24 protein-coding genes and 1 pseudogene are annotated in these 25,354 nt (G+C 71.3%); 7 read left to right on the top strand and 18 right to left on the bottom strand.

Annotated features, from left to right (window positions below; all coding sequences use genetic code 11):
• Positions 1–53 precede the first annotated feature (53 nt).
• Complete coding sequence (locus tag J7E86_RS31065) at positions 54–296, bottom strand: SCO4848 family membrane protein (RefSeq protein ID WP_251019144.1); 243 nt, start codon at positions 294–296, stop codon at positions 54–56.
• Positions 297–453: 157 nt separating this feature from the next.
• On the opposite strand from J7E86_RS31065, the gene J7E86_RS14725 reads away from it, so the two are divergent.
• Entirely contained in the window at positions 454–1,710 is a 1,257-nt protein-coding gene (locus J7E86_RS14725; protein ID WP_308312589.1) for a D-alanyl-D-alanine carboxypeptidase, read from the top strand.
• 39 nt (positions 1,711–1,749) lie between these two features.
• Here J7E86_RS14725 and J7E86_RS14720 read toward each other — a convergent pair whose 3' ends face one another.
• The 3 genes from J7E86_RS14720 to trpS all read right to left on the bottom strand — a co-directional run bounded on the left by J7E86_RS14720 (position 1,750) and on the right by trpS (position 4,537).
• Complete coding sequence (locus J7E86_RS14720; RefSeq protein ID WP_215082111.1) at positions 1,750–2,634, bottom strand: YihY/virulence factor BrkB family protein; 885 nt, start codon at positions 2,632–2,634, stop codon at positions 1,750–1,752.
• Positions 2,635–2,697: 63 nt separating this feature from the next.
• Positions 2,698–3,291 (bottom strand): 2'-5' RNA ligase family protein, encoded by a 594-nt coding sequence (locus J7E86_RS14715; protein WP_215082110.1) that lies wholly within the window; start codon positions 3,289–3,291, stop codon positions 2,698–2,700.
• Between the two features lie 232 nt (positions 3,292–3,523).
• On the bottom strand, positions 3,524–4,537 hold the full coding sequence (trpS, locus tag J7E86_RS14710; RefSeq protein ID WP_215082109.1) for a tryptophan--tRNA ligase: 1,014 nt from the start codon (positions 4,535–4,537) through the stop codon (positions 3,524–3,526).
• A 100-nt stretch (positions 4,538–4,637) separates the two neighbouring features.
• Here trpS and rocD point away from each other — a divergent pair, with 100 nt between their 5' ends.
• Positions 4,638–5,843, top strand: coding sequence for an ornithine--oxo-acid transaminase (gene rocD, locus J7E86_RS14705; protein WP_215082108.1), 1,206 nt, complete (start codon positions 4,638–4,640; stop codon positions 5,841–5,843).
• Between the two features lie 50 nt (positions 5,844–5,893).
• On the opposite strand, the gene J7E86_RS14700 is transcribed toward rocD, so the two are convergent.
• From J7E86_RS14700 to J7E86_RS14685, 4 genes are all read right to left on the bottom strand, one after another.
• Positions 5,894–6,091, bottom strand: coding sequence for a hypothetical protein (locus J7E86_RS14700; RefSeq protein ID WP_215082107.1), 198 nt, complete (start codon positions 6,089–6,091; stop codon positions 5,894–5,896).
• 89 nt (positions 6,092–6,180) lie between these two features.
• Complete coding sequence (locus J7E86_RS14695) at positions 6,181–7,365, bottom strand: glutathionylspermidine synthase family protein (protein ID WP_215082106.1); 1,185 nt, start codon at positions 7,363–7,365, stop codon at positions 6,181–6,183.
• A 5-nt stretch (positions 7,366–7,370) separates the two neighbouring features.
• The gene (locus J7E86_RS14690) at positions 7,371–7,712 is read right to left on the bottom strand and encodes a hypothetical protein (RefSeq protein ID WP_215082105.1); all 342 of its coding nucleotides are present in this window, start codon (positions 7,710–7,712) and stop codon (positions 7,371–7,373) included.
• A 104-nt stretch (positions 7,713–7,816) separates the two neighbouring features.
• On the bottom strand, positions 7,817–9,256 hold the full coding sequence (locus J7E86_RS14685; RefSeq protein WP_215082104.1) for a PLP-dependent aminotransferase family protein: 1,440 nt from the start codon (positions 9,254–9,256) through the stop codon (positions 7,817–7,819).
• 47 nt (positions 9,257–9,303) lie between these two features.
• Here J7E86_RS14685 and J7E86_RS14680 point away from each other — a divergent pair, with 47 nt between their 5' ends.
• Together J7E86_RS14680 and J7E86_RS14675 are read left to right on the top strand one after the other, a co-directional pair.
• The gene (locus J7E86_RS14680; protein ID WP_215082103.1) at positions 9,304–9,795 is read left to right on the top strand and encodes a carboxymuconolactone decarboxylase family protein; all 492 of its coding nucleotides are present in this window, start codon (positions 9,304–9,306) and stop codon (positions 9,793–9,795) included.
• A complete protein-coding gene (locus tag J7E86_RS14675) occupies positions 9,792–10,514 on the top strand; it encodes an isocitrate lyase/phosphoenolpyruvate mutase family protein (protein ID WP_215082102.1) in 723 nt (240 codons plus the stop codon). Before J7E86_RS14680 ends, J7E86_RS14675 begins: the two co-directional genes overlap by 4 nt.
• Positions 10,515–10,632: 118 nt before the next feature.
• On the opposite strand, the gene J7E86_RS14670 is transcribed toward J7E86_RS14675, so the two are convergent.
• From J7E86_RS14670 to J7E86_RS31060, 9 genes are all read right to left on the bottom strand, one after another.
• Entirely contained in the window at positions 10,633–11,601 is a 969-nt protein-coding gene (locus J7E86_RS14670; RefSeq protein ID WP_215082101.1) for an ABC transporter substrate-binding protein, read from the bottom strand.
• Positions 11,591–13,582 (bottom strand): proline/glycine betaine ABC transporter permease, encoded by a 1,992-nt coding sequence (locus J7E86_RS14665; protein ID WP_215082100.1) that lies wholly within the window; start codon positions 13,580–13,582, stop codon positions 11,591–11,593. Before J7E86_RS14665 ends, J7E86_RS14670 begins: the two co-directional genes overlap by 11 nt.
• 34 nt (positions 13,583–13,616) lie before the next feature.
• Positions 13,617–14,678 (bottom strand): glycine betaine/L-proline ABC transporter ATP-binding protein, encoded by a 1,062-nt coding sequence (locus tag J7E86_RS14660; protein WP_215082099.1) that lies wholly within the window; start codon positions 14,676–14,678, stop codon positions 13,617–13,619.
• The gene (locus J7E86_RS14655; RefSeq protein ID WP_215082098.1) at positions 14,675–16,249 is read right to left on the bottom strand and encodes a GMC family oxidoreductase; all 1,575 of its coding nucleotides are present in this window, start codon (positions 16,247–16,249) and stop codon (positions 14,675–14,677) included. The genes J7E86_RS14660 and J7E86_RS14655 overlap by 4 nt, the downstream gene beginning before the upstream one ends.
• Positions 16,250–16,342: 93 nt before the next feature.
• Positions 16,343–17,845, bottom strand: a complete 1,503-nt coding sequence (locus J7E86_RS14650) for an aldehyde dehydrogenase family protein (protein ID WP_215082097.1) — start codon at positions 17,843–17,845, stop codon at positions 16,343–16,345.
• Positions 17,846–17,995: 150 nt separating this feature from the next.
• Positions 17,996–18,877 (bottom strand): photosystem II reaction center PsbP family protein, encoded by an 882-nt coding sequence (locus J7E86_RS14645; RefSeq protein WP_215082096.1) that lies wholly within the window; start codon positions 18,875–18,877, stop codon positions 17,996–17,998.
• 13 nt (positions 18,878–18,890) lie between these two features.
• Positions 18,891–19,424, bottom strand: a complete 534-nt coding sequence (locus tag J7E86_RS14640) for a hypothetical protein (protein WP_215082095.1) — start codon at positions 19,422–19,424, stop codon at positions 18,891–18,893.
• Positions 19,421–21,016, bottom strand: a complete 1,596-nt coding sequence (locus J7E86_RS14635) for a hypothetical protein (RefSeq protein ID WP_215082094.1) — start codon at positions 21,014–21,016, stop codon at positions 19,421–19,423. The genes J7E86_RS14640 and J7E86_RS14635 overlap by 4 nt, the downstream gene beginning before the upstream one ends.
• A gap of 248 nt (positions 21,017–21,264) precedes the next feature.
• Positions 21,265–22,194 carry a VCBS repeat-containing protein gene (locus J7E86_RS31060; protein WP_251019147.1) on the bottom strand — a complete coding sequence of 310 codons (930 nt, stop codon included), beginning with the start codon at positions 22,192–22,194 and terminating at the stop codon, positions 21,265–21,267.
• Here J7E86_RS31060 and J7E86_RS31875 point away from each other — a divergent pair.
• The 3 genes and pseudogenes from J7E86_RS31875 to J7E86_RS14620 all read left to right on the top strand — a co-directional run.
• A pseudogene (locus tag J7E86_RS31875) lies at positions 22,171–22,221 on the top strand (hypothetical protein); the annotation flags it as partial. The gene J7E86_RS31060 and the pseudogene J7E86_RS31875 overlap by 24 nt on opposite strands.
• A 114-nt stretch (positions 22,222–22,335) precedes the next feature.
• Positions 22,336–23,583: an RHS repeat-associated core domain-containing protein gene (locus J7E86_RS14625; RefSeq protein WP_308312590.1), complete on the top strand. Its 1,248-nt coding sequence runs from the start codon at positions 22,336–22,338 to the stop codon at positions 23,581–23,583.
• Positions 23,584–23,717: 134 nt separating this feature from the next.
• Positions 23,718–24,047 carry a hypothetical protein gene (locus J7E86_RS14620; RefSeq protein ID WP_215082092.1) on the top strand — a complete coding sequence of 110 codons (330 nt, stop codon included), beginning with the start codon at positions 23,718–23,720 and terminating at the stop codon, positions 24,045–24,047.
• Between the two features lie 78 nt (positions 24,048–24,125).
• On the opposite strand, the gene J7E86_RS14615 is transcribed toward J7E86_RS14620, so the two are convergent.
• Complete coding sequence (locus J7E86_RS14615; protein ID WP_215082091.1) at positions 24,126–25,115, bottom strand: malate dehydrogenase; 990 nt, start codon at positions 25,113–25,115, stop codon at positions 24,126–24,128.
• Between the last annotated feature and the right edge of the window lie 239 nt (positions 25,116–25,354).

The following is a 25,354-nucleotide window of genomic DNA, read 5'->3' as shown; positions in this document are numbered from 1 at the left end:
AGGGGCGGGAGCGGGCGGAATCGTCCCGCTATGCGGGGGCCACTATCGGACCCCTATGACGTACGCCGCAACGCCTGCACGCCGCGCAACCCGATGATCCCGACAGCCGTCCCCAGAAGAAACGAAGTGATCGCGAGCGCGAGATGGACCCAGAAGTACGCCGTCGGGTCGCCCGCGTCGTCGAACGCGAGCCCGCTGCCGTCCTTCCACAAATTCTTCGCGAAGGTGATCCAGATGAACCAGCTCCAGACCCCGAAGGCGAGCAGGAACCAGGCCACGGGGCGGGAGAGGGTCATGGGCGCGCGGGGGGACGGTGAGGCGTCCCCGGAAGAGCTCAGCATGGGTTTCAGTATGCGTTCGGCTCCGCACACTGGTCCTATCGGGTCCTCGGCACGGGTCCGTCCCGGTGAGGCAGGGACTAGAAGCCCCGCGTGGCGGGGTACGTTCACGGACGTGCCGACGACGACATCACACCCCCCGCGGTGCGCCGCGACGCGACGCTACGGGGCCGCGCTCGCGGCCACCGCCTCGCTGCTCCTCCCGCTGATGACCGCCGCTCCCGCCCACGCCGACAACCCGGCCGACGGCAAGGGCGCCCCGAAGACCCCACCCGCGCGGATGTCCACGGTGGGGGGCGAGTTGCTGGGCAGGCCCGGACCCCAGGTGCGCCGCGGGCCGGGCGCCCCGGAACTGCCCAGGGATCTCTCCGGCCGCTCCTGGCTGGTGGCCGACGCCGAGTCGGGCGCGATCCTGGCCGCGAACAACGCGCACTGGCGGCTGCCCCCGGCGTCCACCCTGAAGATGCTCTTCGCCGACACCGTGCTGCCCAAGCTGCCCCGCACCAAGACGCACAAGGTGCTGCCCTCCGACCTGGAGGGCATGGGCGCGGGCAGCAGCGCGGTCGGGATCAAGGAGGGCTCGTCCTACTCGGTCCACGACCTGTGGCTCGGGGTCTTCCTGCGCTCGGGCAACGACGCCGTACGGGTGCTGTCCGCGATGAACGGCGGTGTCGACCGGACCGTGGCGGACATGCAGGCCCACGCCGACGACCTCCAGGCGCGGGACACGCACGTCGTCAGCCCCGACGGCTATGACGCGGAGGGGCAGGTCTCCAGCGCGTACGACCTGACGCTGTTCGCCCGTTCGGGGCTGCAGAAGGCCGACTTCCGGGAGTACTGCGCGACGGTGTCGGCGCAGTTCCCGGCCGAGGAGAAGCCGGGCAAGCAACGGGAGAGCTTCGGCATCGTCAACACCAACCGGCTGCTCACGGGTGAGGGCATGCCGAACGGCGAGCCCTACAAGGGCATGGCGGGCGTCAAGAACGGCTCCACGACCAACGCGGGGAACACCTTCACCGGCGTCGCCCAGCACGACGGCCGCAAGCTGCTGGTCACCGTCATGAACCCGGAGAAGGCCGAGCTCTACCAGGTCTACAAGGAGACCCGGGCGCTGCTGGACTGGGGCTTCGAGGCGGCCGGCCACGTCGAGCCGGTCGGTGTGCTCGTCGCGCCCAAGGGCATGACGGACAAGCCCGGCGGCAAGGACGGCACGCAGGCCACGGACCGCGCCCAGGCGTCGGTCACCGGCTCGGGCAGCGGGATGTGGACGGCGGTCGGGATCACGGGCGGCGCGCTGGTGCTGCTGGCCGGCGCGGGGTTCGTGGTGCACCGGCGCCACCCGTTGCCGGACCGGGTGCGCCGCCGGCGCTGAACCGGGCCCGCCCGGACCCCGGCCAGCACGCCCCGGCCCTCACGCGCGAGTGCCGGGGTCCGCGGCGGAGTCCGCCGGGGCCTCCCCGAGCGACGGCGTGGCCGTCCACGCGGCACAGAAGAGGGTCAGCTTCGCCGTGAAGTTGATCCACAGCAGCAGCGCCACCGGCGTGCCGAACGCCCCGTACATGCTCTTGGCCGCCACCTGCTGGAGATAGCCGCTGATCAGCAGCTTCAGCAGCTCGAAGCCGACCGCGCCGAGCAGCGCGCCCACCACCAGGCGGCGCGGCTCGGGGTGCACGCCGGGCAGCCGGGACAGGACGTAGAGCATCAGCAGGAAGTCGGCGAGCACGGCGATGCAGAAGCCGGCCACGGTCAGCAGGGGGCCGACGCCGTCCAGGCCGGCCTTCTCGACCACCCAGCCCACGGCGGCGGAGGCGAACGCCGAGCAGCCGAAGGAGACCAGGGCGACCCCGCCGAGGCCCAGCAGCACGGCCCCGTCCTTGAGCTTGAGCAGGATGGGGTTGCCGGGGTCCTCCTCCTTCTGCCACACCGCCCGCAGGCATTCGCGCAGGGATCCGATCCAGCCCATTCCCGTGAAGAGGAGCAGGGCGCCGGCGACGATCCCGACCGTGCCGGCGTTGTCGACGAGCGTGCTGAGGTCGAGCTGGCCGGAGATGCCGGGCACCTGCTCGGCGAGCTTCCGCTCCACGTCGCGCAGCTGCCCCCGGTCGAGCACCGCCGCGCCGATCGCGGCGCCCACGGTGACGAGCGGGAAGAGCGAGAGGAAGCTGGTGAAGGTGATCGCGGCGGCCAGCCGGGTCCACTTCGCCCGGTCCAGGGTCTCGTACGAGCGCCACGCGTGCGTGCGCATCAGCCGGGCGATCAGGGGTCCGATCACCGGCAGCCGGGTCAGCCAGTCCATGGTCCACACCTACCATCTCCGGGGTGGCTGTACGCGTACCCCGGAAAACGGGTGGTGACCGGTCTAGCGGGAGGCCGCCGGGGGGCGTGCGACGCCGCTCTGGCGCGGTATGGCCGCGTCCGCGCCCTCCCCGCCCTCACCGAAGGGGTACTCGCGCTCCAGCCGCCAGACGCCGTCCGGGCCCTGCTCGTACAGCGCGAAGCCGTTGACCGTCCAGGCGGCCGCGAACTCCGCCAGCTCCGCGTAGGCCCGGTCCATCGCCTCCTCGGCGATGCCGTGGGCGATGGTGACGTGCGGGTGGTACGGGAACTGCAGCTCGCGGGCGACGGGCCCGGAGGCGTCCCGGACGCGCTTCTGGAGCCAGGCGCAGGAGGACGCGCCCTCGACCACGTTGACGTAGACGACGGGCGAGAGGGGGCGGAAGGTGCCGGTGCCGGAGAGACGCATCCGGAACGGCCGGCCGAGCGCCGCCACCTCGGCGAGGTGCCGCTCGATCTCGGGCAGGCACGAGTCGTCGACCTCGGTGGGCGGCAGCAGGGTGACGTGCGTGGGGATGCCGTGCGCGTGCGGGTCCCCGAAGCCCTCGCGGCGCTTCTGGAGGAAGCTGCCGTACGGCTCCGGGACAGCGATCGAAACGCCGAGCGTTACGGTCCCCATTGCGTTCTCCCTCCTGTGCGCCTGTACGGACCCGTGGCCAGTGTGACGGCTGAGCCGTACCTGGTGCCAGGTCCGCTGGTCCCGCGCGCCCGGGACCGTGGCCCCGGGCGTGCGCCCGCCCGGGCCCGTCGGTGCTTCTGCCCGGGGCCCGCCGGTGCCATGTCCGGACCGGGCGGTCGGTGCTCGTCAGTGCTGTTCAGTACCTGATCAAAAGATGACCGGTGCTGCGTGGTCAGTGCTTCGCGGGCAGGAAGCCCACCTTGTCGTACGCCTGGGCGAGGGTCTCGCCGGCGACCGCGCGGGCCTTCTCGGCGCCCTTCGCCAGGACGGCGTCCAGCGTCTCCGGGTCGTCCAGGTATTCCTGCGTACGGGCCCGGAAGGGGGTCACCCACTCCACCATCACCTCGGCGAGGTCGGTCTTGAGCGCACCGTAACCCTTGCCCTCGTACTTCTGCTCCAGTTCCGCGATACCCGCGCCGGTGAGCGTGGCGTAGATGGTCAGCAGGTTACTGACGCCGGGCTTCTTCTCGGCGTCGAAACGGATCACCGTGTCGGTGTCGGTGACCGCGCTCTTGATCTTCTTCGCGGAGACCTTGGGCTCGTCGAGGAGGTTGATCAGGCCCTTGGCGGTGGACGCCGACTTGCTCATCTTCGCCGTCGGGTCCTGGAGGTCGTAGATCTTCGCCGTCTCGCGCACGATGTGCGGCGACGGGACCGTGAAGGTGTCACCGAAACGGGCGTTGAAGCGCTCGGCGAGATCACGGGTGAGCTCGACGTGCTGGCGCTGGTCCTCGCCCACCGGGACGGCGTCCGCCTGGTAGAGCAGGATGTCCGCGACCTGGAGGACGGGGTACGTGAACAGGCCCACCGTGGTCTGGTTGGCGCCGTGCCTCGCCGACTTGTCCTTGAACTGCGTCATGCGGGACGCCTCGCCGAAGCCGGTGAGGCAGTTCATGACCCACGCGAGCTGGGCGTGTTCGGGCACGTGGCTCTGCACGAACAGGGTGCAGCGCTCCGGGTCCAGGCCCGCGGCCAGCAGCTGGGCGGCGGCGATCCGGGTGTTCGCACGCAGTTCCCGCGGGTCCTGCGCAACGGTGATCGCGTGCAGGTCGACGACCATGTAGAAGGCGTCGTGGGTCTCTTGCAGCGCCACGTACTGCCGGACGGCACCGAGGTAGTTCCCCAGGTGGAAGGAGCCTGCGGTGGGCTGGATACCGGAGAGAGCGCGCGGACGATCAAGGGCCATGCGCACATTCTCTCAGGTGTGGCAGCGGGCTCGGTCCGGCGGTGCCGTGGGGTAGTAGAAAGTAGGAACAGCATGCCCCGCATACCGAACGGAGCACACGGTGACATCCACGGAACGCAGCATCGCCGCCGCCGAGGCCCACAGCGCGCACAACTACCATCCGTTGCCGGTCGTCGTCGCCTACGCGGAGGGCGCGTGGATGACGGACGTCGAGGGGCGGCGTTATCTCGACATGCTCGCCGGATACTCCGCGCTCAACTTCGGCCACGGCAACCGCCGGCTGATCAACGCCGCGAAGGCGCAGCTCGATCGGGTGACGCTCACCTCGCGCGCCTTCCACCACGACCGGTTCGCGGATTTCTGCACCGAGCTCGCCACCTTGTGCGGCAAGGAGATGGTGCTGCCGATGAACACCGGCGCGGAGGCGGTCGAGACGGCCGTGAAGACCGCCCGGAAGTGGGGCTACCGCGTCAAGGGCGTGCCGGCCGGCCGGGCGAAGATCGTGGTCGCCGAGAACAACTTCCACGGCCGCACCACCACGATCATCAGCTTCTCCACGGACGAGGAGGCCCGCGCCGACTACGGCCCGTACACGCCGGGCTTCGAGATCGTTCCGTACGGCGATCTCGCCGCGCTGGAGGCGGCGATCGACGACGACACCGTGGCCGTCCTGCTGGAGCCCATCCAGGGCGAGGCCGGCGTGCTCGTACCGCCGCCGGGCTATCTGCGAGGCGTCCGGCGGCTGACGGCGGAGCGCGAGGTGCTGTTCATCGCGGACGAGATCCAGTCCGGGCTGGGCCGCACCGGAAGAACCTTCGCCTGTGACCACGAGGACGTCGTTCCGGACATGTACGTGCTGGGCAAGGCGCTCGGCGGCGGTGTGGTGCCGGTGTCGGCGGTGGTGGCCTCGCGGGAGATCCTCGGCGTGTACCGGCCCGGCGAGCACGGCTCGACCTTCGGCGGGAACCCGCTCGCGTGCGCGGTGGCGCTGGAGGTCGTGGCGATGCTGAAGTCCGGGGAGTTCCAGCAGCGGGCCACGGAGCTGGGCGACCACCTGCACCACGAGCTCGGTCTGCTGGTCGGCGGCGGCGCGGTGGAGGCCGTGCGCGGCCGCGGCCTGTGGGCGGGGGTCGACATCGCCCCCGCGAAAGGCACCGGGCGGCAGATCTCGGAGCGGCTGATGGACCGCCGCGTCCTGGTGAAGGACACCCACGGCTCCACGATCCGTATCGCTCCCCCGCTGGTGATCAGCAAGGAGGACCTGGACTGGGGCCTGGAGCAGCTGCGGTCGGTGCTGGAGGGCTGACGTGTGCCGCGGGTGCCCGCCGGACGTCCGGCGGGCACCTCACACGGTCCTCACACGTCGTAGTTCTCGTCGAAGGTGTCCCGGTCGCGCTGCCAGTGCTCCTGCTGGCTCGGCTGCCGGGTCTTCTCCTGGACCTTCTCCTTCGCCTGGCGGGCGCGCCCCTGGACCGTCTGCTTGGCGTCCGATGCCTTGGACTTCGCCTTGTCCGACGCCTGCTCCGCCTTGTTCCGGCGCTGATGCTTGGACATCGCTGTTCACTCCCGGGGGATGACGGGGATGTGCTCCCGCCGCCAGGCTTGCACGGTCCGGCACCCCGCGCATGCGGAGCGGGAACCGGTCACCGGATGACGTGCGGCAGGAACCGTGCGTACCCGTCCGTGACCAGTCCCTCCGACTCGCGGATGCCCAGGCCCGCGGGTTCCTCCTCGACCACCCACGCGCCGAGCACCACGCGGTTGCCGTCGATCTCCGGGAGCGGGGCCAGCTGCTGGTAGCAGCAGGGCTCGTCGCGGAGCACGGGGGCGTCGCCGGCGGCGTGGACCGTCACGCCGTCGCCCTCCCGGCCGAGCAGCGGCTTGGCGACCCAGCCGTGGGTGCCGGCCAGCTCGCGCGGGCCGTCCAGATAGGCGGGCAGGAGGTTCGGGTGGCCGGGGAAGAGCTCCCACAGCACGGCGAGCAGCGCCTTGTTGGACAGGAGCATCTTCCAGGCCGGCTCGATCCACAGGGTGGAGCCGGTGCCGCCGCCGTTGTCGAGGGTGTCCAGGGCGTGCGGGCCGAAGCGGTCGGTGGCCAGCCATTCCCAGGGGTAGAGCTTGAAGCAGGCGCGGACGAACGCGTACCGCTCGTCGACGAAGCGGCCGGAGACGTGGTCCCAGCCGATGTCCTCCATCGAGATGGCCCGGGTGGCGAGCCCGGCCTGCTCGGCGGTCTCGCGCAGGTAGGCGACCGTCATCAGGTCCTCGCCGAGCTCGTCGTCCGCGGAGTGCGCGAAGTGCAGGGGCGCGCCGGGCGGCAGCAGGGGCGCCTGGCGCTTCCAGGCGTCGACGAGCCGCTCGTGGAGGGAGTTCCACTGGTCGCAGTCGGGGAACCGGTCCTCCATCCAGAACCACTGGGCGCTCGCGGCCTCCACCAGCGAGGTGGGGGTGTCGGCGTTGTACTCCAGCATCTTGGCCGGGCCGTCGCCGTCGTAGCGCAGATCGAAGCGGGCGTAGACGGAGGGGAGCTCCGCGCGCCGGCGCCAGGACTCGGCGATCAGCGCGGCCAGCCGCGGGTCGGTGACGCCGAGGTCGGCGAAGCGGTCGCGCTTGACGATGTGCGCTGCGGCGGCCAGGCACATCTCGTGCAGCTCGGCGACGGTCTCCTCCAGCGCCTCTATCTCGGCGATGGTGAAGGAGTAGTACGCGCTCTCGTCCCAGTACGGGCGCAGCGAGCCGTCCGGGTGCCGGGTGAGGGGGTAGATGAGGCCCTGTTCCTCGACCGTGGACTGCCAGGCGGGGCGCGGGGTGATCCGGTGTCGGCGCACGGTCCTCAACCCCCGCCCGAGCCGGATCCGGAGCAGCCGAAGCCGCCGCGGTCGACAGCCTGGCTCTTGCTGAACGTGCCGTTCTCGGCGTAGCCGCCGGACCGGCCGGAGCCGTAGTACCAGCGGCCGGTGCCGTTGCCGCTGCTTCCGCCGCTGCTGCTGCCGCTGCCGCTCTTGCACGCCTTGGAGTCGAGGACGCGATAGCCACGCACGGAGTCGTGGCTGTTCGGGTCGACGCAGCGCTTGTCCGGTTCCGAGCCGCAGGAGGTGAGCGCGGCCGCGAGCGCGCCCATCCCGCCGAGTATCACCGTCGACGACCGCAGTCGCCGTCGTGCCTTCTCCGCCATGTGTCCGACCCCCGTCAGTTCACGTCGTACGCAGTTCACTCTTCAAGAAGTGCGTTCACCCTAAAGGGCGAGCGCGGCCGGGGGAACGCGGGGCTCCGGTCCGCTCAGTCCGCCGGGGGCAGGGCGCGCAGCAGCGCGTCCAGGGCACCCGAGAAGGCGTGGTCGGGGGGCGTGCCGTAGCCGACGATCAGCCCGTCCGGGCCGGCCACGTCGCGGATGCCCCCGCCGCCGTAGCGGAAGCGGGACACCCCCTCCAGGGCCAGCCCCTGCCAGGCGGCCGCCTGGACGGTGGCACGCTCGGTGCCGGGCGGGAGTTCGAGTACGGCGTGCAGTCCGGCGGCGATGCCGGTGACGCGGATGTGCGGGGCGTGCTCGGCGAGGGCGGCCACGAGCTGGTCGCGGCGGCGCCGGTAGCGCAGCCGCATCGCGCGGACGTGCCGGTCGTACGCGCCGCTCGTGATCAGTTCCGCGAGGGTCAGCTGGTCGAGGACGCCCGAGCTCCACTCCCCCGCCCTCTTCACCTTCAGCACGTCGCCCACCAGGTGTTCCGGCAGCACCATCCAGGAGAGCCGCAGTCCGGGCGCCAGGGACTTGCTGGTGGTGCCGAGGTAGACGACGCGCTCGGGGCTGAGGCCCTGCAGACAGCCGACGGGCTGGCGGTCGTAGCGGAACTCGCCGTCGTAGTCGTCCTCCAGGATCAGCCCGCCGGTGCGCACCGCCCAGTCGACGACGGCGGCCCGCCGGTCGGGGTGCAGCGGTACGCCCGTGGGGAACTGGTGGGCCGGCGTGAGCAGGGCCGCCCGCACGCCCTTGCGCCCGTCCAGCGCGCCCACGTCGGCGCCGAGGGGATCCACCTCCAGCATCGAGCAGCGCAGCCCGGTCCGTTCCAGGGCCTCGTGGTGGAACCAGAGCCCGTACTCCTCGACGCCCATCTCGCGGGTCCCGCGCTGCCGCAGCACCCGGCTGAGCAGGGCCAGCCCCTGGGTGAAGCCCGCGCACACCACGATCCGGTCCGCGTCGGCGCGCACCCCGCGCGCCCGCGCGAGGTAGTCCGCGAGGGCCGTCCGCAGCTCGGGGCGGCCACGCTCGTCGACGTGCCCGAACGCCTCGTGCGGTGCGGCCGCCAGCGCCCGGCGGGCGGCGGAGAGCCAGGCGGCGCGCGGGAAGGCGGAGACGTCGGCGCTGCCGGTGCGCAGGTCGTAGGCGGGCCGGCGGGCCGTACGGGGCGGGGTGGAGCCGCGCTCGGGGTCGCGGGGCGCCGCCCGGCGGGCCACGCGCGTGCCGGAGCCCTGGCGCGCGGTGAGCCAGCCCTCGGCGACGAGCTCGCCGTAGGCGTCGGCGACGGTGTTCCGCGCCAGGCACAGGTCGGCGGCGAGGGAACGGGAGGAGGGCAGCTTGGTGCCGGGCGCGAGACGGCCCGTACGGACGGCGTCGCGCAGGGCGCGGATCAGACAGGCGCGCACCCCGCCCGGGCCGGTCAGGTTCAGGTCCAGGTGCAGGTCCGCGCCGGTGCCGCCACCCGAAGTGGCCCACGTTTTCTCCATGGGAGTGGACCATACCGATGGGCTACCGCGCTCATAGGCTCGTTCCCATGACGACGACGGACTCCACGCCCACCACCCACCACCACGGCCCGCGGATGCTCCTGCACGAGCTGGCCCCCGAGGTGCAGAAGGCGATGCTCGGACTGGAGCGTGCCTCCCGCAAGGGCCTCGAACCGACGCTGATCGAACTGGTCAAGATCCGCGCCTCGCAGGTCAACCACTGCGCCTTCTGTCTCGACATGCACACCAAGGACGCCCGCCGGATGGGCGAGAGCGAGGAGCGCCTCTTCCTCCTCAACGCGTGGGAGGAGGCCACCGGCTACTACACCGAGAAGGAGCAGGCGGCCCTCGCGCTCACCGAGGCGGTCACCGTCCTCACCGACGGCTTCGTGCCCGACGCGGTTTACGAGCGCGCCGCCCGCAGCTTCGGCGAGAAGGAACTGGCCCAGCTGATCTCGCTGATCGTCACGATCAACGCCTGGAACCGGATCGGCGTGTCCACCCGCCTCCACCCCGGCGCGTACGAGGCATCGGCGTGACGGCCGCGGCCTTCCGCGCCCTGCACCGTGTCCGTGGCGCGGACGGCCCGCTCGTGCTGCCGGGGCCGTGGGACGCCGCCAGCGCCCGCGCGTTCGCCGACGCGGGCTTCCCGGCCCTGGCCACGCCGAGCGCGGGGGTCTCGGCGTCGCTGGGGTATGCGGACGGTGCCGCGCCGCCCGCGGAGATGTTCGCGGCGGTCGCGCGGATCGCCCGGGCGGTGGACGTGCCCGTATCGGCGGACATCGAGGACGGCTACGGCCTGCCGGCCCGCGAGCTCGTCGCCCGGCTGCTGGAGACCGGCGCGGTCGGCTGCAACCTGGAGGACAGCGACCGGGCCGGCCACGGCCTGAAGGACCCGCGCGAACAGGCCGACCGGCTGGCGGAGATACGGGCGGAGGCGGGCGACGCGCTCGTCGTCAACGCCCGCGTCGACACCTTCCTGTGGGGTGACCGGGACCTCACCTCCGCGCTGGCCCGCGCCCGGCTCTACGCGGAGGCCGGCGCGGACTGCCTCTTCCCGATCGTGGCCCCGCCGGAGTTCCTGGCACCGATCGCGGCGGAGACCGGCCTGCCGGTGAACGCGTTGGCGCAGCCGGGTGGGCTCACGCCCCGTGAGCTGGGTGCGCGGGGTGCGTCCCGCGTGACGTTCGGGGGCGGGCTGCACCGGAGCGCGATGGCAGTGGTGGAGAGGATCGCGGCCGGGCTGCGGGTCACGTGAGCGCCTGACGGCGCTGTCCTCAAGCGCCGGACGGGCTGAATCAGCCCGTCCGGCGCTTGAGGACACGGAGGGGCAGCCCGTCCGGCGCTTGAGGACACGCCGGCCCGCCCCGCAGGGGCTACTTCAGCCACCCCTTCCACACATCCGGGTGCCGCTGCACCCACCGCTTCGCCGCCTCTTCCGCGGACAGTTTGTCCTCCGCGATCATCTGCGCCACCTCGTTCTGGTCCGCCTTCGACCAGTGGAAGTTCTTCAGGAAGCGCGCGGCCTTGCCGCCCTTGTGGGTGAACTCCGCGTTGAGGAACTTCTTCAACGACTGCGTCGGGTACGCGCAGTTGACGGTCGAGGGGTCCGCGGCGCCCTTCTCCGCGCAGGCGTCGGTGTACTCGGGCAGCTTCACCTCCACCATCGGCACCTCGTTGAAGAGCCACTGCGGCTCGTACCAGTAGGTGAGGAAGGGCTGCTTCTTCTTCGCGAACTGCTGGATCTGCGTGATCTGCGCCGCCTCGGAGCCCGCGAAGACGACCTGGTAGTCCAGGCCCAGGTTGTTCACCAGTGCCTTGTCGTTGGTGACGTAGGACGGCGAACCGTCGAGCAGCTGGCCCTTGCCGCCGCTCTCGGCGGTGCGCATCTGGGACGCGTACTTGTTGAGGTTCTTCCAGTCGAGTACGTCCGGGTGGGCGTCGGCGAAGTACTTCGGTACGTACCAGCCGATGTGCCCGGTGACGCCGAGATCGCCGCCGGGGACGATCGTCTTCTTGTCCTGGACGTACCGCTTCTCCTGGTCCGGGTGGCTCCAGTCCTCCAGGATCGCGTCGACGCGGCCCTGGCTGAGGGCGTCCCACGCCGGGACCTCGTCCACCTGCACGGTGTCGACGCGGTAGCCGAGTTCGTGCTCCAGGAGGTACTCGGCGACGGCGGCGTTGGCGCGTGCGCCCACCCACGACTGCACGGACAGGGTGACCGTCTTGGTGCCCTGGGCGTCGGCGTAGGGCGAGGACTGCTTGGTCATGTCGGCCGCGCCGCAGCCGGTGGCGGCGAGCAGGCACAGGGCGCCGGCGGTGCCGGCGATCAGCTTACGAGCCATCACGGGCTCCCTTCGTCGGCTGGGTGACCCGGTCGAGCATCAGCCCCAGGCAGACGATCGCGGCACCCGCGACGAGCCCGGTGGCCAGGTCTCCCTGGGCGAGGCCGAAGACGACCTCGTAGCCGAGCGCGCCGCCGCCGACGAGGCCGCCGATGATGACGACGGACAGCACCAGCACGACGGCCTGGTTGACCGCCAGCAGCAGTTCCGGCCTGGCCAGCGGGAACTGCACCTGCCGCAGCTGCTGGCCGCTGGTCGCGCCCATCGAGCGGGCGGACTCCAGGGCGCCGGGGTTGACCTGGCGCAGGCCCTGGCCGGCGATGCGGATGACGGCGGGCAGCGCGTAGACGATCGCGGCCGCGGCGGCCGGGGCCCGGCCGACGCCGAAGAGGGCGACGACGGGGATCAGGTAGACGAACTGCGGCATCGTCTGGAAGACGTCGAGGACGGGGCGCATGATCCGTTCCACGCGTGCGCTGCGCGCCACGGGCACGGCGACGGCGAAGCCGAGGACGAGCGTGACGGCGACGGCCGCGATGACCTGCGAGAGGGTGTCCATGGAGACGTCCCAGCGGCCGAGCACGCCGATCGCGGCCAGGGAGAGGACGGCGGTCAGCGCGGTGCGCCAGGTGCCGATCAGCCAGGCGAGGGCGGCGACCAGCAGCAGGGCGCCCCACCAGGGCAGGCCCTGGAGGCCGTCGCGCAGCGGGTCGAGGACCCAGCCGGTGTAGCGGGCGGCCCAGTCGGCGGTGCCGCCGATGCCCGGGACGCCGGAGTAGAGGTGGTCGACCATCCAGTCCTTGGCGTCGTTGACCGGCGCGGCGATGGCCACGGTCCAGCCGTCGGGCCAGATCTTGGAGTCCAGCAGGCGGGCCGCGACGGCGGCGGCCGCGGTGACCGCGGCGACGAGCGCCCAGCGCGCCCACGGGCGGCCGGCGGGCTCGGTGCCCACGCGTTCGCCGGCGGCGGCGGTGGTCCGGTCCAGGACGACCGCCAGCAGCACGATGGGGATGCCGGCGGCGAGGGCGCTGCCGACGTCGACGGTCGACAGCGCCTGGTAGACGCGGTCGCCCAGGCCGTCGGCGCCGATGACGGACGCGATCACGGCCATCGACAGGGCCATCATGATGGTCTGGTTGACGCCGAGCAGCAGCTCGCGGCGGGCGAGCGGCAGCCGTACGGTCAGCAGCCGCTGCCGGCCGGTGGCGCCGAGGGAGGCCGCGGCCTCCAGGACGCCCTTGTCGGTGGCGCGCAGGCCCAGCGCGGTCAGCCGTGCCATGGGCGGGGCGGCGTAGACGACGGTGGCCAGGACGGCCGGTGCCACGCCGATGCCGAAGATCAGCACGACGGGCAGCAGGTAGGCGAAGGCGGGCAGCGCCTGCATGGTGTCCAGGACGGGCCGCATGACGCGGAACATCCGCTCCGACAGCCCGCCCGCGAGGCCCAGCAGCGCGCCGACCACGACGGACGCGGCGACGGCGACGACCATCAGCGCGAGCGTGCGCATCGTGGGCACCCACATGCCGAGCAGCCCGCACACGGCGAACGACACCAGTGTGGTGGCGGCGACCCTGATACCGGCCACCCGCCAGGCGAGCAGCGCCGCGCCGGCCGTCACGCCGGCCCAGCCGAGGGTGAGCAGCACGGTGTAGACGGCGTGGACGGCGGCGATGATGGCGCCGCTGATGTGCCCGAAGAAGTAGAGGAAGAGCCAGTGGCCGTCGCGGTTGTCGATGATCCAGTCGTTGGCCCGGCCGAGCGTGCCGGTCAGATCGACGGTCAGCGCCTGCGGCCAGGTGCCGCTGCCCCAGGTGAGGGCGGCGAGCGGGACCAGGACGGCCGCCGCGGCGGCGAGCACGAGGAGCTTGCGGGCGGCGGGGTGGGCGCCGAGGGCTCGTAGCGCCCCGAGGCCCTTCTCCCGTACGGCGTCGGTCGCCTCGGCGCCGGAGGCGCGGCGGGCGGTGGAGGTCGCGGTACTCATGCGCGGTGCCCCCTCGGATGGTGTTCGGTCACGTTCACGCCGCGGCCTTCTTCCCGCGGTCCAGGCCGGCCACGACGCCCAGGAGGCCCTGGCTGTCGACGACGCCGAGGCAGCGGCCGCCCTCGACGACGCGCGCCGGGCCGCCGGTGCGGGCCACGGTCTCGATCGCGTCGGCGACGGTCGTCGCCGGGTCGATGGCGGGGCCGGAGTCGTTCTCGTCGGCGGCGGCGGGGCGCATGGCGCGGCGGACGGTGAGGACCTGCTCGCGCGGCACGTCGCGGATGAAGTCGCGGACGTAGTCGTCGGCCGGGGAGCCGACGATCTCCTCGGGCGTGCCGCACTGCACGACGCGGCCGCCGCGCATCAGCGCGATCCGGTCGCCGACGCGCAGGGCCTCGGCGAGGTCGTGGGTGATGAAGACCATGGTGCGGCCCTCGTCGCGGTGCAGGCGGACGACCTCGTCCTGCATCTCGCGGCGGATCAGGGGGTCGAGCGCGCTGAACGGCTCGTCGAAGAGCAGTACTTCGGGGTCCGCGGCGAGGGCGCGGGCGAGTCCCACGCGCTGCTGCTGGCCGCCCGAGAGCTGCCCGGGGCGGCGCCCCTCCAGCCCGGCGAGACCGACCTTGTCGACGATCTCGGCGGCCTTGGCGCGCCGTTCGGCCTTGCCGACGCCCTGGATCTCCAGGCCGTAGGCGACGTTGTCGAGGACGGTGCGGTGCGGGAGCAGACCGAAGTGCTGGAAGACCATGGCGGCGCGGTGCCGGCGCAGCTCGCGCAGGGCGCCCTTGTCCATGCCGCGGACGTCCTCGCCGTCGATGGCGATGGTGCCGGAGGTGGGCTCGATGAGCCGGGTCAGACAGCGCACGAGCGTGGACTTGCCGGAGCCGGAGAGGCCCATGACGACGAAGACCTCGCCCTGGCGGACGTCGAAGGACACGTCGCGCACGGCCACGGTGCAGCCGGCCCGCTCGCGCAGTTCCTCCGGGTTCAGCTCGGCGAGTTCGCCGCCGGGGACGCGGTCGGCCTTGGGGCCGAAGACCTTCCACAGGTTGCGGACGGAGAAGACGGGCGCGGTGGCCGCGGCGGTGGCGTTCACTTGGCATCACCGCCTACGGCCGGGGCCGCGCCGAGCAGTTCGGCGCACTTCTCCCCCACCATCAGCACGCCGATCATCGGGTTGACCGCCGGCATCGTCGGGAAGACGGAGGCGTCGGCGATGCGTACGCCCTCCAGACCGCGGACCCGCAGCTGCGGGTCGACGACGGCCTGCCCGTCGTCGGCCGCGCCCATCCGGCAGGTGCCGGCCGGGTGGTAGACCGTGTGGGCGACCTGCCGGGCGTACGCGCTGATCTCCTCGTCCGAGGTGACCTCCGGGCCCGGGCACACCTCGCGCTTGAGCCAGCCGGCCAGCGGCTCGGCCTTGGCTATCTCGCGGGCGATCTTGATGCCGTCGACGAGGGTGCGGCCGTCGTAGTCGTCCTCGTCCGTGAAGTAGCGGAAGTCGAGGGCGGGCTTGACGGCCGGGTCGGCGCTGGTGAGGTAGAGCCGGCCGCGGCTGCGCGGCTTGGGGATGTTGGGGGTCATCGACACGCCGTGCGCGGGCTTCTCGTAGCCGATGCGCTCGGGGTTGTCGGTGAAGGGGATCTGGTAGAAGTGGAACATCAGGTCCGGCCCGTCGGACTCGGGGTCGCGCCGTACGAACAGGCCCGCGTCGGAGTCCATGGCGGAGTTCTCGGGGATCGGCCCGTGGGTCTCCCAGACGATGACCGACTCGGGGTGGTCGAGGAGGTTCTCGCCGACGCCCGGCAGGTCGTGGACGACGGGGATGCCCAGCGCGTCCAGGTCGGCCTTGGGGCCGATGCCGGAGTGCATCAGCAGCCGGGGGGTGTCGACGGCGCCGGCGCACAGCAGGACCTCGCGGCCCGCCTCGACGAGGATCTCCTCGCCGTCCTTGGTGCGGACCCGCACGCCCGTGGCGCGGTTGCCCTCCAGCTCCAGCCGGTACGCCCAGGTCTCCAGCAGGATGCGGAGGTTGGGGCGGTCGCCGGCCTCGATGTGGGGGTGGAGGTAGGCGACGGAGGCGGAGGAGCGCTTGTTGTTCTCCGGGTGGTAGGCGAGGTCGAAGAAGCCGGCGCCCTCGTGGAAGGGCTGCTTGTTGAAGCCCTCCACGCGCGGCACGTCGATGGCCTTCTGCGCGGCCTCCACGAAGTCGCGGGCGATGGCGTTGCGGTCCTTCTCGTCGACGGCGACGATGTTGTTGCGCAGCCGGGTGAAGTACGGGTCCATCGACTCCGCGTCCCAGCCCTCGGCGCCGGCGGCCGCCCACTCGTCCCAGTCGCCGGGCAGCGGCTTGAAGGAGATCAGCGTGTTGTGCGAGGAGCACCCGCCGAGCACGCGCGCCCGGCTGTGCCGGATGTGGGAGTTGCCGCGCGGCTGCTCGGTCGTGGGGTAGTCGTAGTCGAGCTCGCCGCCGAGCAGCCCGAGCCAGCGGCGCAGGGTGAGCACCTCGGGGCGGTCGATGTCGGACGGGCCGCCTTCGATGACGACGACGCTGGTGCCGGGGTCCTCGGCGAGCCGGGAGGCGATCACCGAGCCCGCGGTGCCGCCGCCGACGACGACGTAGTCGGCGGTGATCTTCACTCGGGTCTCTTCAACAACGGGGGGCATGGGGGTACTCCTCGGAGGCAGGGAATGTTCTTCGCGTGTCGGTTCGCTGGGAGTTCGCTACGACAGTGGATACGAGCTCGCTACGAGACTGGCTCAGCCCGCGAACCAGCGCACCGGCCGCGGCGCGAGGTTCTGGTAGATGTGCTTGGCCTCGCGGTACTCCGCCAGGCCCGCCGGGCCGAGTTCGCGGCCGATTCCGGACTTGCCGAACCCGCCCCACTCCGCCTGCGGCAGGTAGGGGTGGTAGTCGTTGATCCACACGGTGCCGTGGCGCAGCCGCCCTGCGACGCGGCGGGCGCGGCCGGCGTCCTTGGTCCAGACGGCGCCGGCGAGTCCGTACTCGGTGTCGTTGGCGAGCGCGACGGCCTCGTCCTCGGTGCGGAAGGTCTCGACGGTGAGGATCGGCCCGAAGGTCTCCTCGCGGACGACCCGCATGGTGGCGTCACAGCGGTCGAGGACGGTCGGCGAGTAGAAGTAACCGTTCGCGGGGCGGACCGCGTTGGGCTCCGGCTGCTTGCCTCCGCAGCGCAGCACGGCGCCCTCGGCGAGCGCGGAGTCGACGTAGTACTCGGTCTTGTCGAGCTGCTGGGCGGAGACGAGCGGACCGCACTCGACGCCGTCCTCGGTGCCGCGGCCGAGCTTGATCTTCTCGGCGCGGCGGGCGAGTTCGGCGACGAACCGCTCGCGCACGGACTCCTCGACGATCAGGCGGGAGCCGGCCGAGCAGACCTGGCCGCTGTGGATGAACGCGGCGTTGAGCGCCTGGTCGACGGCGGTGTCGAAGTCCTCGTCGGTCGCGCAGGCGTCGGCGAAGACGACGTTGGGGTTCTTGCCGCCCAGTTCGAGGGCGACCTTCTTCACGCTCGGCGCCGCGGCCTGCATGACCTTGGTGCCGCTGGTGAGCCCGCCGGTGAAGGAGACCAGGTCGACGTCCGGGTGCTCGGCCAGCCGCGCCCCGACGGGGTCGCCCGCGCCGGTGACGAGGTTGGCCACCCCTGCCGGGAGGCCCGCCTCGGCCAGCAGCCGGATCAGGTGCACGGTGGACAGCGGGGTGACCTCGCTGGGCTTGATGACGAAGGTGTTGCCCGCGGCCAGCGCCGGGGCGATCTTCCAGCTGGCCTGGAGGAGGGGGTAGTTCCAGGGGGTGATCAGCGCGCAGACGCCGACCGGTTCATGGACGACGACGCTGTGGATGTCGGCGGAGCCGGCGTCCACGACGCGCCCGCCGCCCTCGTTCACCACCAGGTCGGCGAAGTAGCGGAAGGCGTCACTGACGCAGTCGACGTCGATCCGGCCCTCTTCGAGGGTCTTGCCGGTGTCGCGGCTCTCGGTCAGGGCGATCGCCTCGCGGTCGCGCTGGAGCAGCCCGGCGACCTCGCGCAGCAGAGCGGCCCGCTCGGCGACGGGCGTGTGCGGCCAGGTGCCGGTGTCGAAGGCGCGGCGGGCTGCGGCCACGGCGGCGTCGGTGTCGTCGGCTCCGCCCTCGGACACCACGGCCAGGGTCTTGGCGTCCGCGGGGTCGAGGACCTCGCGCTGGGTGCCGGCCGCGGCGGCCCGCCACACCCCGTCCACGTGGATGGTCTCGACTGACGACATGCGTTTTCTGCCTTCCGATATCCGATACGTCCCGTCACCGGTCGAGCGGAGCTCGGGCCGGCAACGGGGCGCGCCTCTCCAGAAGGCCGAAACTTATGCCACTTTCTTCACGAAGAGTGACGCACGTCACTCTCAGTCAACATCATCCTCTCAGCTCGCGCAGGAGCCCGTGGGGCAGAACGAGCCCAGCAGATTCCGGTAGATCCGCAGGTGAGCGGGCCAGTCATCGCCCGGTCCGCCGACCAGCAGGGCGTACTGCTTGCTGTTGCTCGCCGTGTAGGCGCGCACCCCGATGTGCCGAGTGCTGCCGTCGTCACGGGTGTAGGTGTACTCCAGCTCCGCCGCGCCGCCGCTGAGCTGCCACAGGCCGATCTTGCGGTAGCCCTTGTTCCTGGAGACCGTCTTCTCGGTCGCCACCAGCGACTCGTAGGGCGTCGTCTCCGGGCCGCTCAGTGTGAACACCTGGATCAGGCTCTTGTCGTCCGACCGCTTGTAGAAGACGCTGGCGCCCTCCGTACTGCGCAGCCACCCCCGGGGCACGTCCAGCGTGAATCCGGCCGGGTCCGCCGTGCGCACATAGCCCGTCGGTGCGCCGCTGCCGGACAGGGTGCCGGGAACGGGCGTCGACGGTACGTACGACGGGGCGCCGTAGCTGGGATAGCTGTAGCTGGGGTAGCTGTAGGAGGGATAGCTGTACGTCGGCGCGCTCGTCGGTCCGCCGAAGGTGGAGCCGGGCGTCGGCAGCGCGCTGGCACTGGGCAGCCCGCCGCCGGCGGGGCCGCTGTCGTCGTCGCGCACCAGCGACCAGATGCCGACGCCGATGCCGCCCGCGAGCACCACCCCGGCGAGCACGCCGGCCAGGATGGTCGCGTGCGACGGCCCGTCCGGCGGGTCGTCCGGGTGCGGCGGCCCGAGCAGGACCTCGGGCTCGTCCGGGTCGTACGGGCGGTCCGGGTCGTGCGGGCGGTGTCGCGGTCTGGGCGGCAGGTCGTCGTCCACCCACTGCTGGAGGTCTGCGTCCCAGCGGCTCATGTGCCCCGCCCCCTCAGGCCAGCAGCTGGCTGATGGCCTGGACGACGGCGAGCGCCGAGGCCAGCCCGCCGGCCGCCGTGGCACCGCCGCCGAGCAGGGCGCGGAGCCGGACCAGGCGGCCGCGCTCGGCGCGGCCGGCCGGCGCGGCCTCCTCCTCCAGCCCGGCCAGCTGACCCTCGACCTCGTCGAGGCCGTCACCGTCGGTCCGGGCCAGCAGCGGCAGGTGACCGCGCAGCTCGCGCACGGCCGCCAGCAGCTCGGGCGGTACCGCCAGCAGCTCCCGCGAGGAGTCCACCGCCTCCGCCTCGGGCCCCGCGGCGAGCGCGCCGCCCACGACCTCGCCCGCGGCGATGGCCCCCTCGCCCGGCGGCCGCGACGGTACGGGCACTAAGGCCGCGTCCCGCTCGGCGGGCCGGGCCACGCGCTCCGACCGGTCCTCCGCCCGCGCCTTGCGGCCGCTGGCGACCGCGCCGCCGGACATGCGTCCGATGACGATCCCGCCACCGCCGCCGCCCTGTGGTTCCTGTGGTGCGTTGGTGTCCGTCATGATCCCCCGCTTTTCGTCATGTTCTTGGCCTGGGCCCCGGATCCGGCGGCCACCGCGCCGCCGCTCATCGCGCCGATGTAGACGCCGCCCTCACTGATCTGCACGATCTGCTGCTCGAACTGATCGGTCTCGTACCCCTGGGAGCGCAGGGCATCCCGCACGCCGCTCGCGATGCGGTCCTGGACCGTCTTCACATAGCGGCTGATGTCCATCTCCTGGAACAGGGAGACCGTGCGCGTGCCGGCGATCTCCCGCACCGAACCGGCGGGGCCGTCCGGCGCCGCGCGCCGGGGGTCGGCGAGCCAGGTGCGGAAGCCCGAGACGGCCGAGCGGATCGTGGAGACGGCGGCCGCGAAGCCCGCGGCGGGGCCGGTCAGGAACGCCCGCAGGCCGTCGCGCAGGATGTCGTCCTCACCGCGCGCGGCGATCACGTCGACGGCGCGGAACTCCGGCTTGATCGGCGTCAGGACGTGCGGGACGACCTCCAGGACCAGCATGCCGCCCTGGGTGTGCACCCTGACCAGCACGGAGACGACGACCTGCTCGTCCCAGGCGCCGATGCGCACGCGCAGGAAGTACCGGCGCGCCTCGCCGCCCTCGTCGACCGACTCGGTCACGTGCCGGCGGACGGTCTCGGTCTCGTAGTCCAGCCGCGGCCGGGGCGGGCCGACGGGCAGATAGACGAACTCCTCGATCTCCAGGTCCTTCAGCCGGTCCCGGCTGGTCGCGGCGGCCGCCTCGCGCAGCGCCTCCAGCCGGGGCCGCACCAGCTCGATGACCGTGCGCCCGGTGAAGGGCCCGGTGCCGTTGACCGTCCCCTCGCGCTTCTTGAGCTCCAGGGCGAACGACCAGGGCTCGTACGGGCTCCCCATCCCGATGAAGGGCCGGAAGGGGTCGTAGATCGTCAGCCCCGCGTACTGCTCCCGGTCGATGGCCCGGGCGATCCTCAGGTGGTACGGGCTGGTGGGCAGGGCCCGGGGCGCCCAGGCGAACGCCTTCTTGCCGAGCTCGGCGCGCATCACGGCCGCCACCCGCGAGCGGTGCATCCACACCGGGAGCACCAGCACGAGCGGGAAGATGAGGGCGAGCCAGTTGTCGGCGCCCTCGAAGAGCGCGTAGAAGGCGAAGATCCAGTACCCGAGGGCGACCACCGGCGGGATCACCGGGACCAGGGCCCGCAGGGGCGCGCGGTGGCCCTTGAGCGCCTCGCGCAGGGTGCGTCTGTCGACGACGTAGGCGGCCGAGCCCCGCCCGGCGGTGGCGTGCGCGGACCACTGCACGAAGCAGACCAGGGCGTACAGCCCCGACCAGATGGGCGGCACGCCCTCCGGCTCGGTGGCCAGGTCGACCCCGATGAAGATGGCCCAAAGGGCCAGCAGTAACAGCGCCGTCAGCGCGTCCTGTCTACGGGCCCGCAGCGCGTGGGCGAGCACCGGCACGACGTCGACGCCGAGCGACGGCGCGATGGGTCTTTCCTCGTGTTCCACCAGCTCCTCGATGACCCGGCGGCGGAACTCGATGTCGAGATAGGTGCCCGCGCACAGCAGCCGGGTGGCCTCGGTGCGGGAGTCCTGTCGGACGGGTGAGGTCATGCGTCCCCCGATCGTCGAACTCACCTGCGATGACACATGAGTTGACGGATTTTCGGAGTACTCAGAATAGGCCAGAAGTCCCGGGCGCAACCCCTGTGGGGGCGCAAACGACGGGCCGGATCTCGCCACGTACGGATGCTTGCAAGAACGGGCGCCCGAATGCCACCAAGTTCATCCCCGCCAAAACACGGTCACACCACCACAGGTGCCTCACGGCCCGGACACCGGCCCGGACCGTGAGGCAGGTGCTACAGAGTCCAGTAGTCACTGGTGTAGCTATTGATGGCACGCGACCTGGCGAAGGTCCAGAAGTTCGGTCCCGTACCCCAACTCGGCATCACGTCACCGAAGCGGCCGTCAGGCTTGGTGAGCCAGGTGTACATCCGCAGACTGCCGTCGGTGTGCCCGTACAGCACGCCAAAATCGTCCCGTCCGTCACCGTCGTAATCACCGATCACGGCGTGCATGCGCTTCGTGCTGAACTGGCCCGGGCCGACCTCCCACGACTTCACCGGGTTGGCGAAGGTAACCGCGGCCGTGCCTTTGCTGAGCAAGGTGTGGAGGCCTCCCCGCCCATCGGCGAAGTCGTACCAGTAGGCGATGTCGTCGCGTCCGTCACCGTCGAAGTCCCCGGCCTGGATCCGGTACCGATCCCAGGAACCCCACTCTCCATTGGTCGCCGTCCAGGAGACGACGGGATCATTGAAGCCCCCGGCAGGGTTGGTGGCGAAGGTGTGCATCTTGATCGTGCCGTCGGCCAGCTTCTGCAGCGCGCCCAGATCATCCCGCCCGTCGCCGTTGAAGTCGCCGGTGACGAACTTGAGCTTCGTTACGTCCCACCAGCCGTCGGGAGCAACGTAGGAGGCGGAGGGGTCATTGAATCCGCCCCGGACGTTGGCCGTGAACGTCCAGAGCCTGTCCGTGCCGTCACTGGCGTTGTACCAGACGGCGACATCGTCACGACCGTCACCATTGAAGTCGCCGGCCTGGATGTTCGTCCTGCCGAAGTACCAGCCGGAGGCGCTGCCCCAGGAACTGAACGGGGCGGCGAAACTGCCGTCAGCGGCCCGGGCGGTACCGTCGACGAGAAGTACACATACGACCAGGCAGGCAACACCACCACCCGTAAGGCCGGGGCGGCCCCGGAGCAGAAGCTGGACTGGGACACCGAGGGACATCTGGCCTCGGTCACACAAGGCGGCGGCTCGACGAAGTACGTCTACGACGCCGACGGGGCCCGGCTACTACGCAAGGACTCCAGCGGAGCCACCCTCTATCTGCCCAACGGCACCGAACTCCGCCTCACCGAGTCGGGAAAGGTGATCGGTACGCGCTACTACGGCAGCGGCAGCAAAACCATCGCCATGCGGTCCGCCGGCCGGCTCACGTTCCTGCTGTCCGACCACCACGGCACCGCATCCGTCCAGGTCGACGACACCACAGGCCAGGACGTCACCCGGCGCAGGACCACGCTCTTCGGCGCCCCTCGTGGCACTCAGCCCGAGGGCTGGGCCGGCGACAAGGGTTTCGTCGGCGGCACCCGCGACAGCGGAACCGGCCTGACCCATCTGGGGGCGCGTGAATACGATCCTGTAGTCGGCCGCTTTATCAGCGTCGACCCGGTCATGGACCTCAATGACCCTCAGCAGGCCAACGGTTATACCTACGCGAGCAACAACCCGGCCACGTCGTCGGACCCCACCGGGTTGATCCCGGGTGGGTGCGGCACGGAGGGCCCCTGCTACGGGTACTCACCCTCGCACGGCTGCCCGGGCGGCTGTGGATCCACCGCAAACGTCGAATGGGGCGAGTCCAGAGTCTCCAACCCGCACTGGTCGCCGAGGAGCAGGGGCAGTGACAGTTCCTATCACGGGGCCTACCGCGCGGGATTCGGGAGCAAGCCGACCGGATCGCAACGTGCGGTGTTCAACGTGGGGCGCGGGCCGGACCGCGGGATCATCATGATGAGGTTCTTCATCCATACGCGGATGGCCATGCTCGGGCAGCTCCTCGGGGACAACCGAGGCTTCTCGGTTGATCCAGAAGAGGACTCACGGATGGTGCTCTTCTGGGACACTGCGACCGGACAGGTCTCCTACACCATCGCACCGTCCCATACCCCTCCAGGGGACGATGCTTACATGATGGCAAGGTTCGGGCGTCATGCGGACCCATCAAGAATGATTCCGGCCAACAAGATCCTGATCAACTCCCGGTCCAGCGACACAATGGGCGGCAATAACGTACTGAACCCCCGTGAATCATCACCAGACGGGATCCGGATGGATGTCCATGCGGTACAAAGCCTGTTCCCACTCTTCTCGGTCGACAACACAGTGTCCATCAAGACCAACAAGTCCTCGGTCAGCGTCAGTCGAAGTGGCGATCCCTACCCCGACATGGAGGTCGTGCAATATCCCCGCAACGGGGAACCCAGAGTGGTCGCCACCGACAACATGGCCAACGAAAACGGGCTCGATTCCATGCCCTTGCGCGTACCGGGAATCAACTCGTCGAAAATTGACCGCTCATGGACCGACGGACGCTGCGTCAGAGGGTGCCGCTGATGACCGCAGTGGTGGCCTACCGTAAGCCCGGTGAGTGCGTACGCCGAATCGCTCGGTGCGTCCTCTTGTACCTCGCCGCGTTCGCCGTCGGCTGGTTCCTCATAGCAGTCACCGGGCCCCGACCGTTGAAGCCCTTGTCAACGTCTTTCGAGCATGAGCCGTTCGGGGAGTCCCTGCGCTACTACCTGGGTGTCGCGGCGGGCATGCTGGTGATGATCGGACTGCCGTCCCTCGTCATCGCCCTGCTGGCCGGGCTCATCCGCAGGAAGATGCCGTCGCAGGACTTCAGGGCTTTGTCGGCGGGCCTGCTGCTGCTCCCCGTCTGGCCGCTCCTGTTCGCGGGCACCACGGTCATCCTGCTCATTCAGGTCGCCGTACAGGTGGTGTTTGCCGTGGCCCTCATGCCCGTGCCCCTGTTGCCGCCACCCGTCAGCGGTGGCGGCAAGCAGTCACCGCCGCTCTGATCCGGATCCGCTCCCACACACAGACGCGCCCCCGGCAGCCGAGGCTGTCGGGGGCACGTCCGTGGGGCGATCCGTGGATCAGATGAGGCCGAGACCGCGCACCGCGTCGCGCTCCTCGACGAGCTCCTGCACCGAGGCGTCGATGCGGGTGCGGGAGAACTCGTTGATGTCCAGGCCCTGGACGATCTCGTACTTGCCGTCCTTGCAGGTGACCGGGAAGGAGGAGATGAGGCCCTGCGGCACGCCGTAGGAACCGTCCGAGGGGATGCCCATGGAGGTCCAGTCGCCGGCGGCCGTGCCGTTGACCCAGGTGTGGACGTGGTCGATCGCGGCGTTGGCGGCGGAGGCGGCCGAGGACGCGCCACGGGCCTCGATGATCGCGGCGCCGCGCTTGGCGACGGTCGGGATGAAGGCGTCGGCCAGCCACTGCTCGTCGTTCACGACCTCGGCGGCGTTCTTGCCCGCGACCTCGGCGTGGAAGATGTCCGGGTACTGGGTGGCGGAGTGGTTGCCCCAGATCGTCAGCTTCTTGATCTCGCTCACCGGAGTGCCGGTCTTCTTCGCGAGCTGCGAGATGGCGCGGTTGTGGTCCAGGCGCGTCATCGCGGTGAAGCGCTCGGCCGGGACGTCCGGGGCGGCGGCCTGCGCGATGAGCGCGTTGGTGTTGGCCGGGTTGCCGACGACGAGGACCTTGATGTCGTCCGCGGCGTTGTCGTTGATGGCCTTGCCCTGCGGCTTGAAGATGCCGCCGTTGGCCTCCAGCAGGTCGCCGCGCTCCATGCCCTTGGTGCGCGGGCGGGCGCCGACGAGCAGGGCGACGTTGGCACCGTCGAAGGCGACGTTCGGGTCGTCGGTGATCTCGATGCCGCGCAGCAGCGGGAACGCGCAGTCGTCGAGCTCCATGGCGGTGCCCTCGGCGGCCTTCAGGCCCTGCGGGATCTCCAGCAGCCGCAGCTTGACCGGCACGTCGGCGCCGAGGAGGTGACCGGAGGCGATGCGGAAGAGCAGCGCGTAGCCGATCTGACCGGCCGCGCCGGTAACGGTGACATTGACGGGAGTGCGGGTCATGGCGATCTCCTGCTGCGAACTGGGGTTGGGTGTCCCTGCCCATTTGTGGGGATCTCTCTCGGTGTCAAGAGATCCGGCGTCAGGCTATCCGACCGCGCACCCCGTCGACCGCCGCCCCCGTGTGGGACGCCTCACCGTGCCGCCGCCGGGCGGGCCGCCCCGGCCCGTCCGGCGATCGCGGGGACCGGGCCGGCTCAGGCCGGCGAGGTCGCGCCCCGCGCGGGCGTGCACCCCTGCGG

Origin of the sequence: Streptomyces sp. ISL-11, assembly GCF_018614525.1 — a bacterium.
Lineage (GTDB): Bacteria > Actinomycetota > Actinomycetes > Streptomycetales > Streptomycetaceae > Streptomyces.
The sequence above is the reverse complement of the archived record's forward strand: the minus strand, read 5'-3'. Positions and strand labels throughout refer to the sequence as shown.

Coding starts and splice junctions, on each gene's coding strand:
- J7E86_RS14645 (WP_215082096.1), bottom strand. CDS start 18,877: ATGAGCCGCTGGGACGCAGACCTCCAGCAGTGGGTGGACGACGACCTG.
- J7E86_RS14655 (WP_215082098.1), bottom strand. CDS start 16,249: ATGCCCCCCGTTGTTGAAGAGACCCGAGTGAAGATCACCGCCGACTAC.
- J7E86_RS14635 (WP_215082094.1), bottom strand. CDS start 21,016: ATGACCTCACCCGTCCGACAGGACTCCCGCACCGAGGCCACCCGGCTG.
- trpS (WP_215082109.1), bottom strand. CDS start 4,537: ATGGCCCTTGATCGTCCGCGCGCTCTCTCCGGTATCCAGCCCACCGCA.
- J7E86_RS14640 (WP_215082095.1), bottom strand. CDS start 19,424: ATGACGGACACCAACGCACCACAGGAACCACAGGGCGGCGGCGGTGGC.
- J7E86_RS14615 (WP_215082091.1), bottom strand. CDS start 25,115: ATGACCCGCACTCCCGTCAATGTCACCGTTACCGGCGCGGCCGGTCAG.
- J7E86_RS14700 (WP_215082107.1), bottom strand. CDS start 6,091: ATGTCCAAGCATCAGCGCCGGAACAAGGCGGAGCAGGCGTCGGACAAG.
- J7E86_RS14685 (WP_215082104.1), bottom strand. CDS start 9,256: ATGGAGAAAACGTGGGCCACTTCGGGTGGCGGCACCGGCGCGGACCTG.
- J7E86_RS31065 (WP_251019144.1), bottom strand. CDS start 296: ATGACCCTCTCCCGCCCCGTGGCCTGGTTCCTGCTCGCCTTCGGGGTC.
- J7E86_RS14650 (WP_215082097.1), bottom strand. CDS start 17,845: ATGTCGTCAGTCGAGACCATCCACGTGGACGGGGTGTGGCGGGCCGCC.
- J7E86_RS14720 (WP_215082111.1), bottom strand. CDS start 2,634: ATGGACTGGCTGACCCGGCTGCCGGTGATCGGACCCCTGATCGCCCGG.
- J7E86_RS14690 (WP_215082105.1), bottom strand. CDS start 7,712: ATGGCGGAGAAGGCACGACGGCGACTGCGGTCGTCGACGGTGATACTC.
- J7E86_RS14665 (WP_215082100.1), bottom strand. CDS start 13,582: ATGAGTACCGCGACCTCCACCGCCCGCCGCGCCTCCGGCGCCGAGGCG.
- J7E86_RS14670 (WP_215082101.1), bottom strand. CDS start 11,601: ATGGCTCGTAAGCTGATCGCCGGCACCGCCGGCGCCCTGTGCCTGCTC.
- J7E86_RS31060 (WP_251019147.1), bottom strand. CDS start 22,194: ATGTCCCTCGGTGTCCCAGTCCAGCTTCTGCTCCGGGGCCGCCCCGGC.
- J7E86_RS14715 (WP_215082110.1), bottom strand. CDS start 3,291: ATGGGGACCGTAACGCTCGGCGTTTCGATCGCTGTCCCGGAGCCGTAC.
- J7E86_RS14680 (WP_215082103.1), top strand. CDS start 9,304: ATGACGACGACGGACTCCACGCCCACCACCCACCACCACGGCCCGCGG.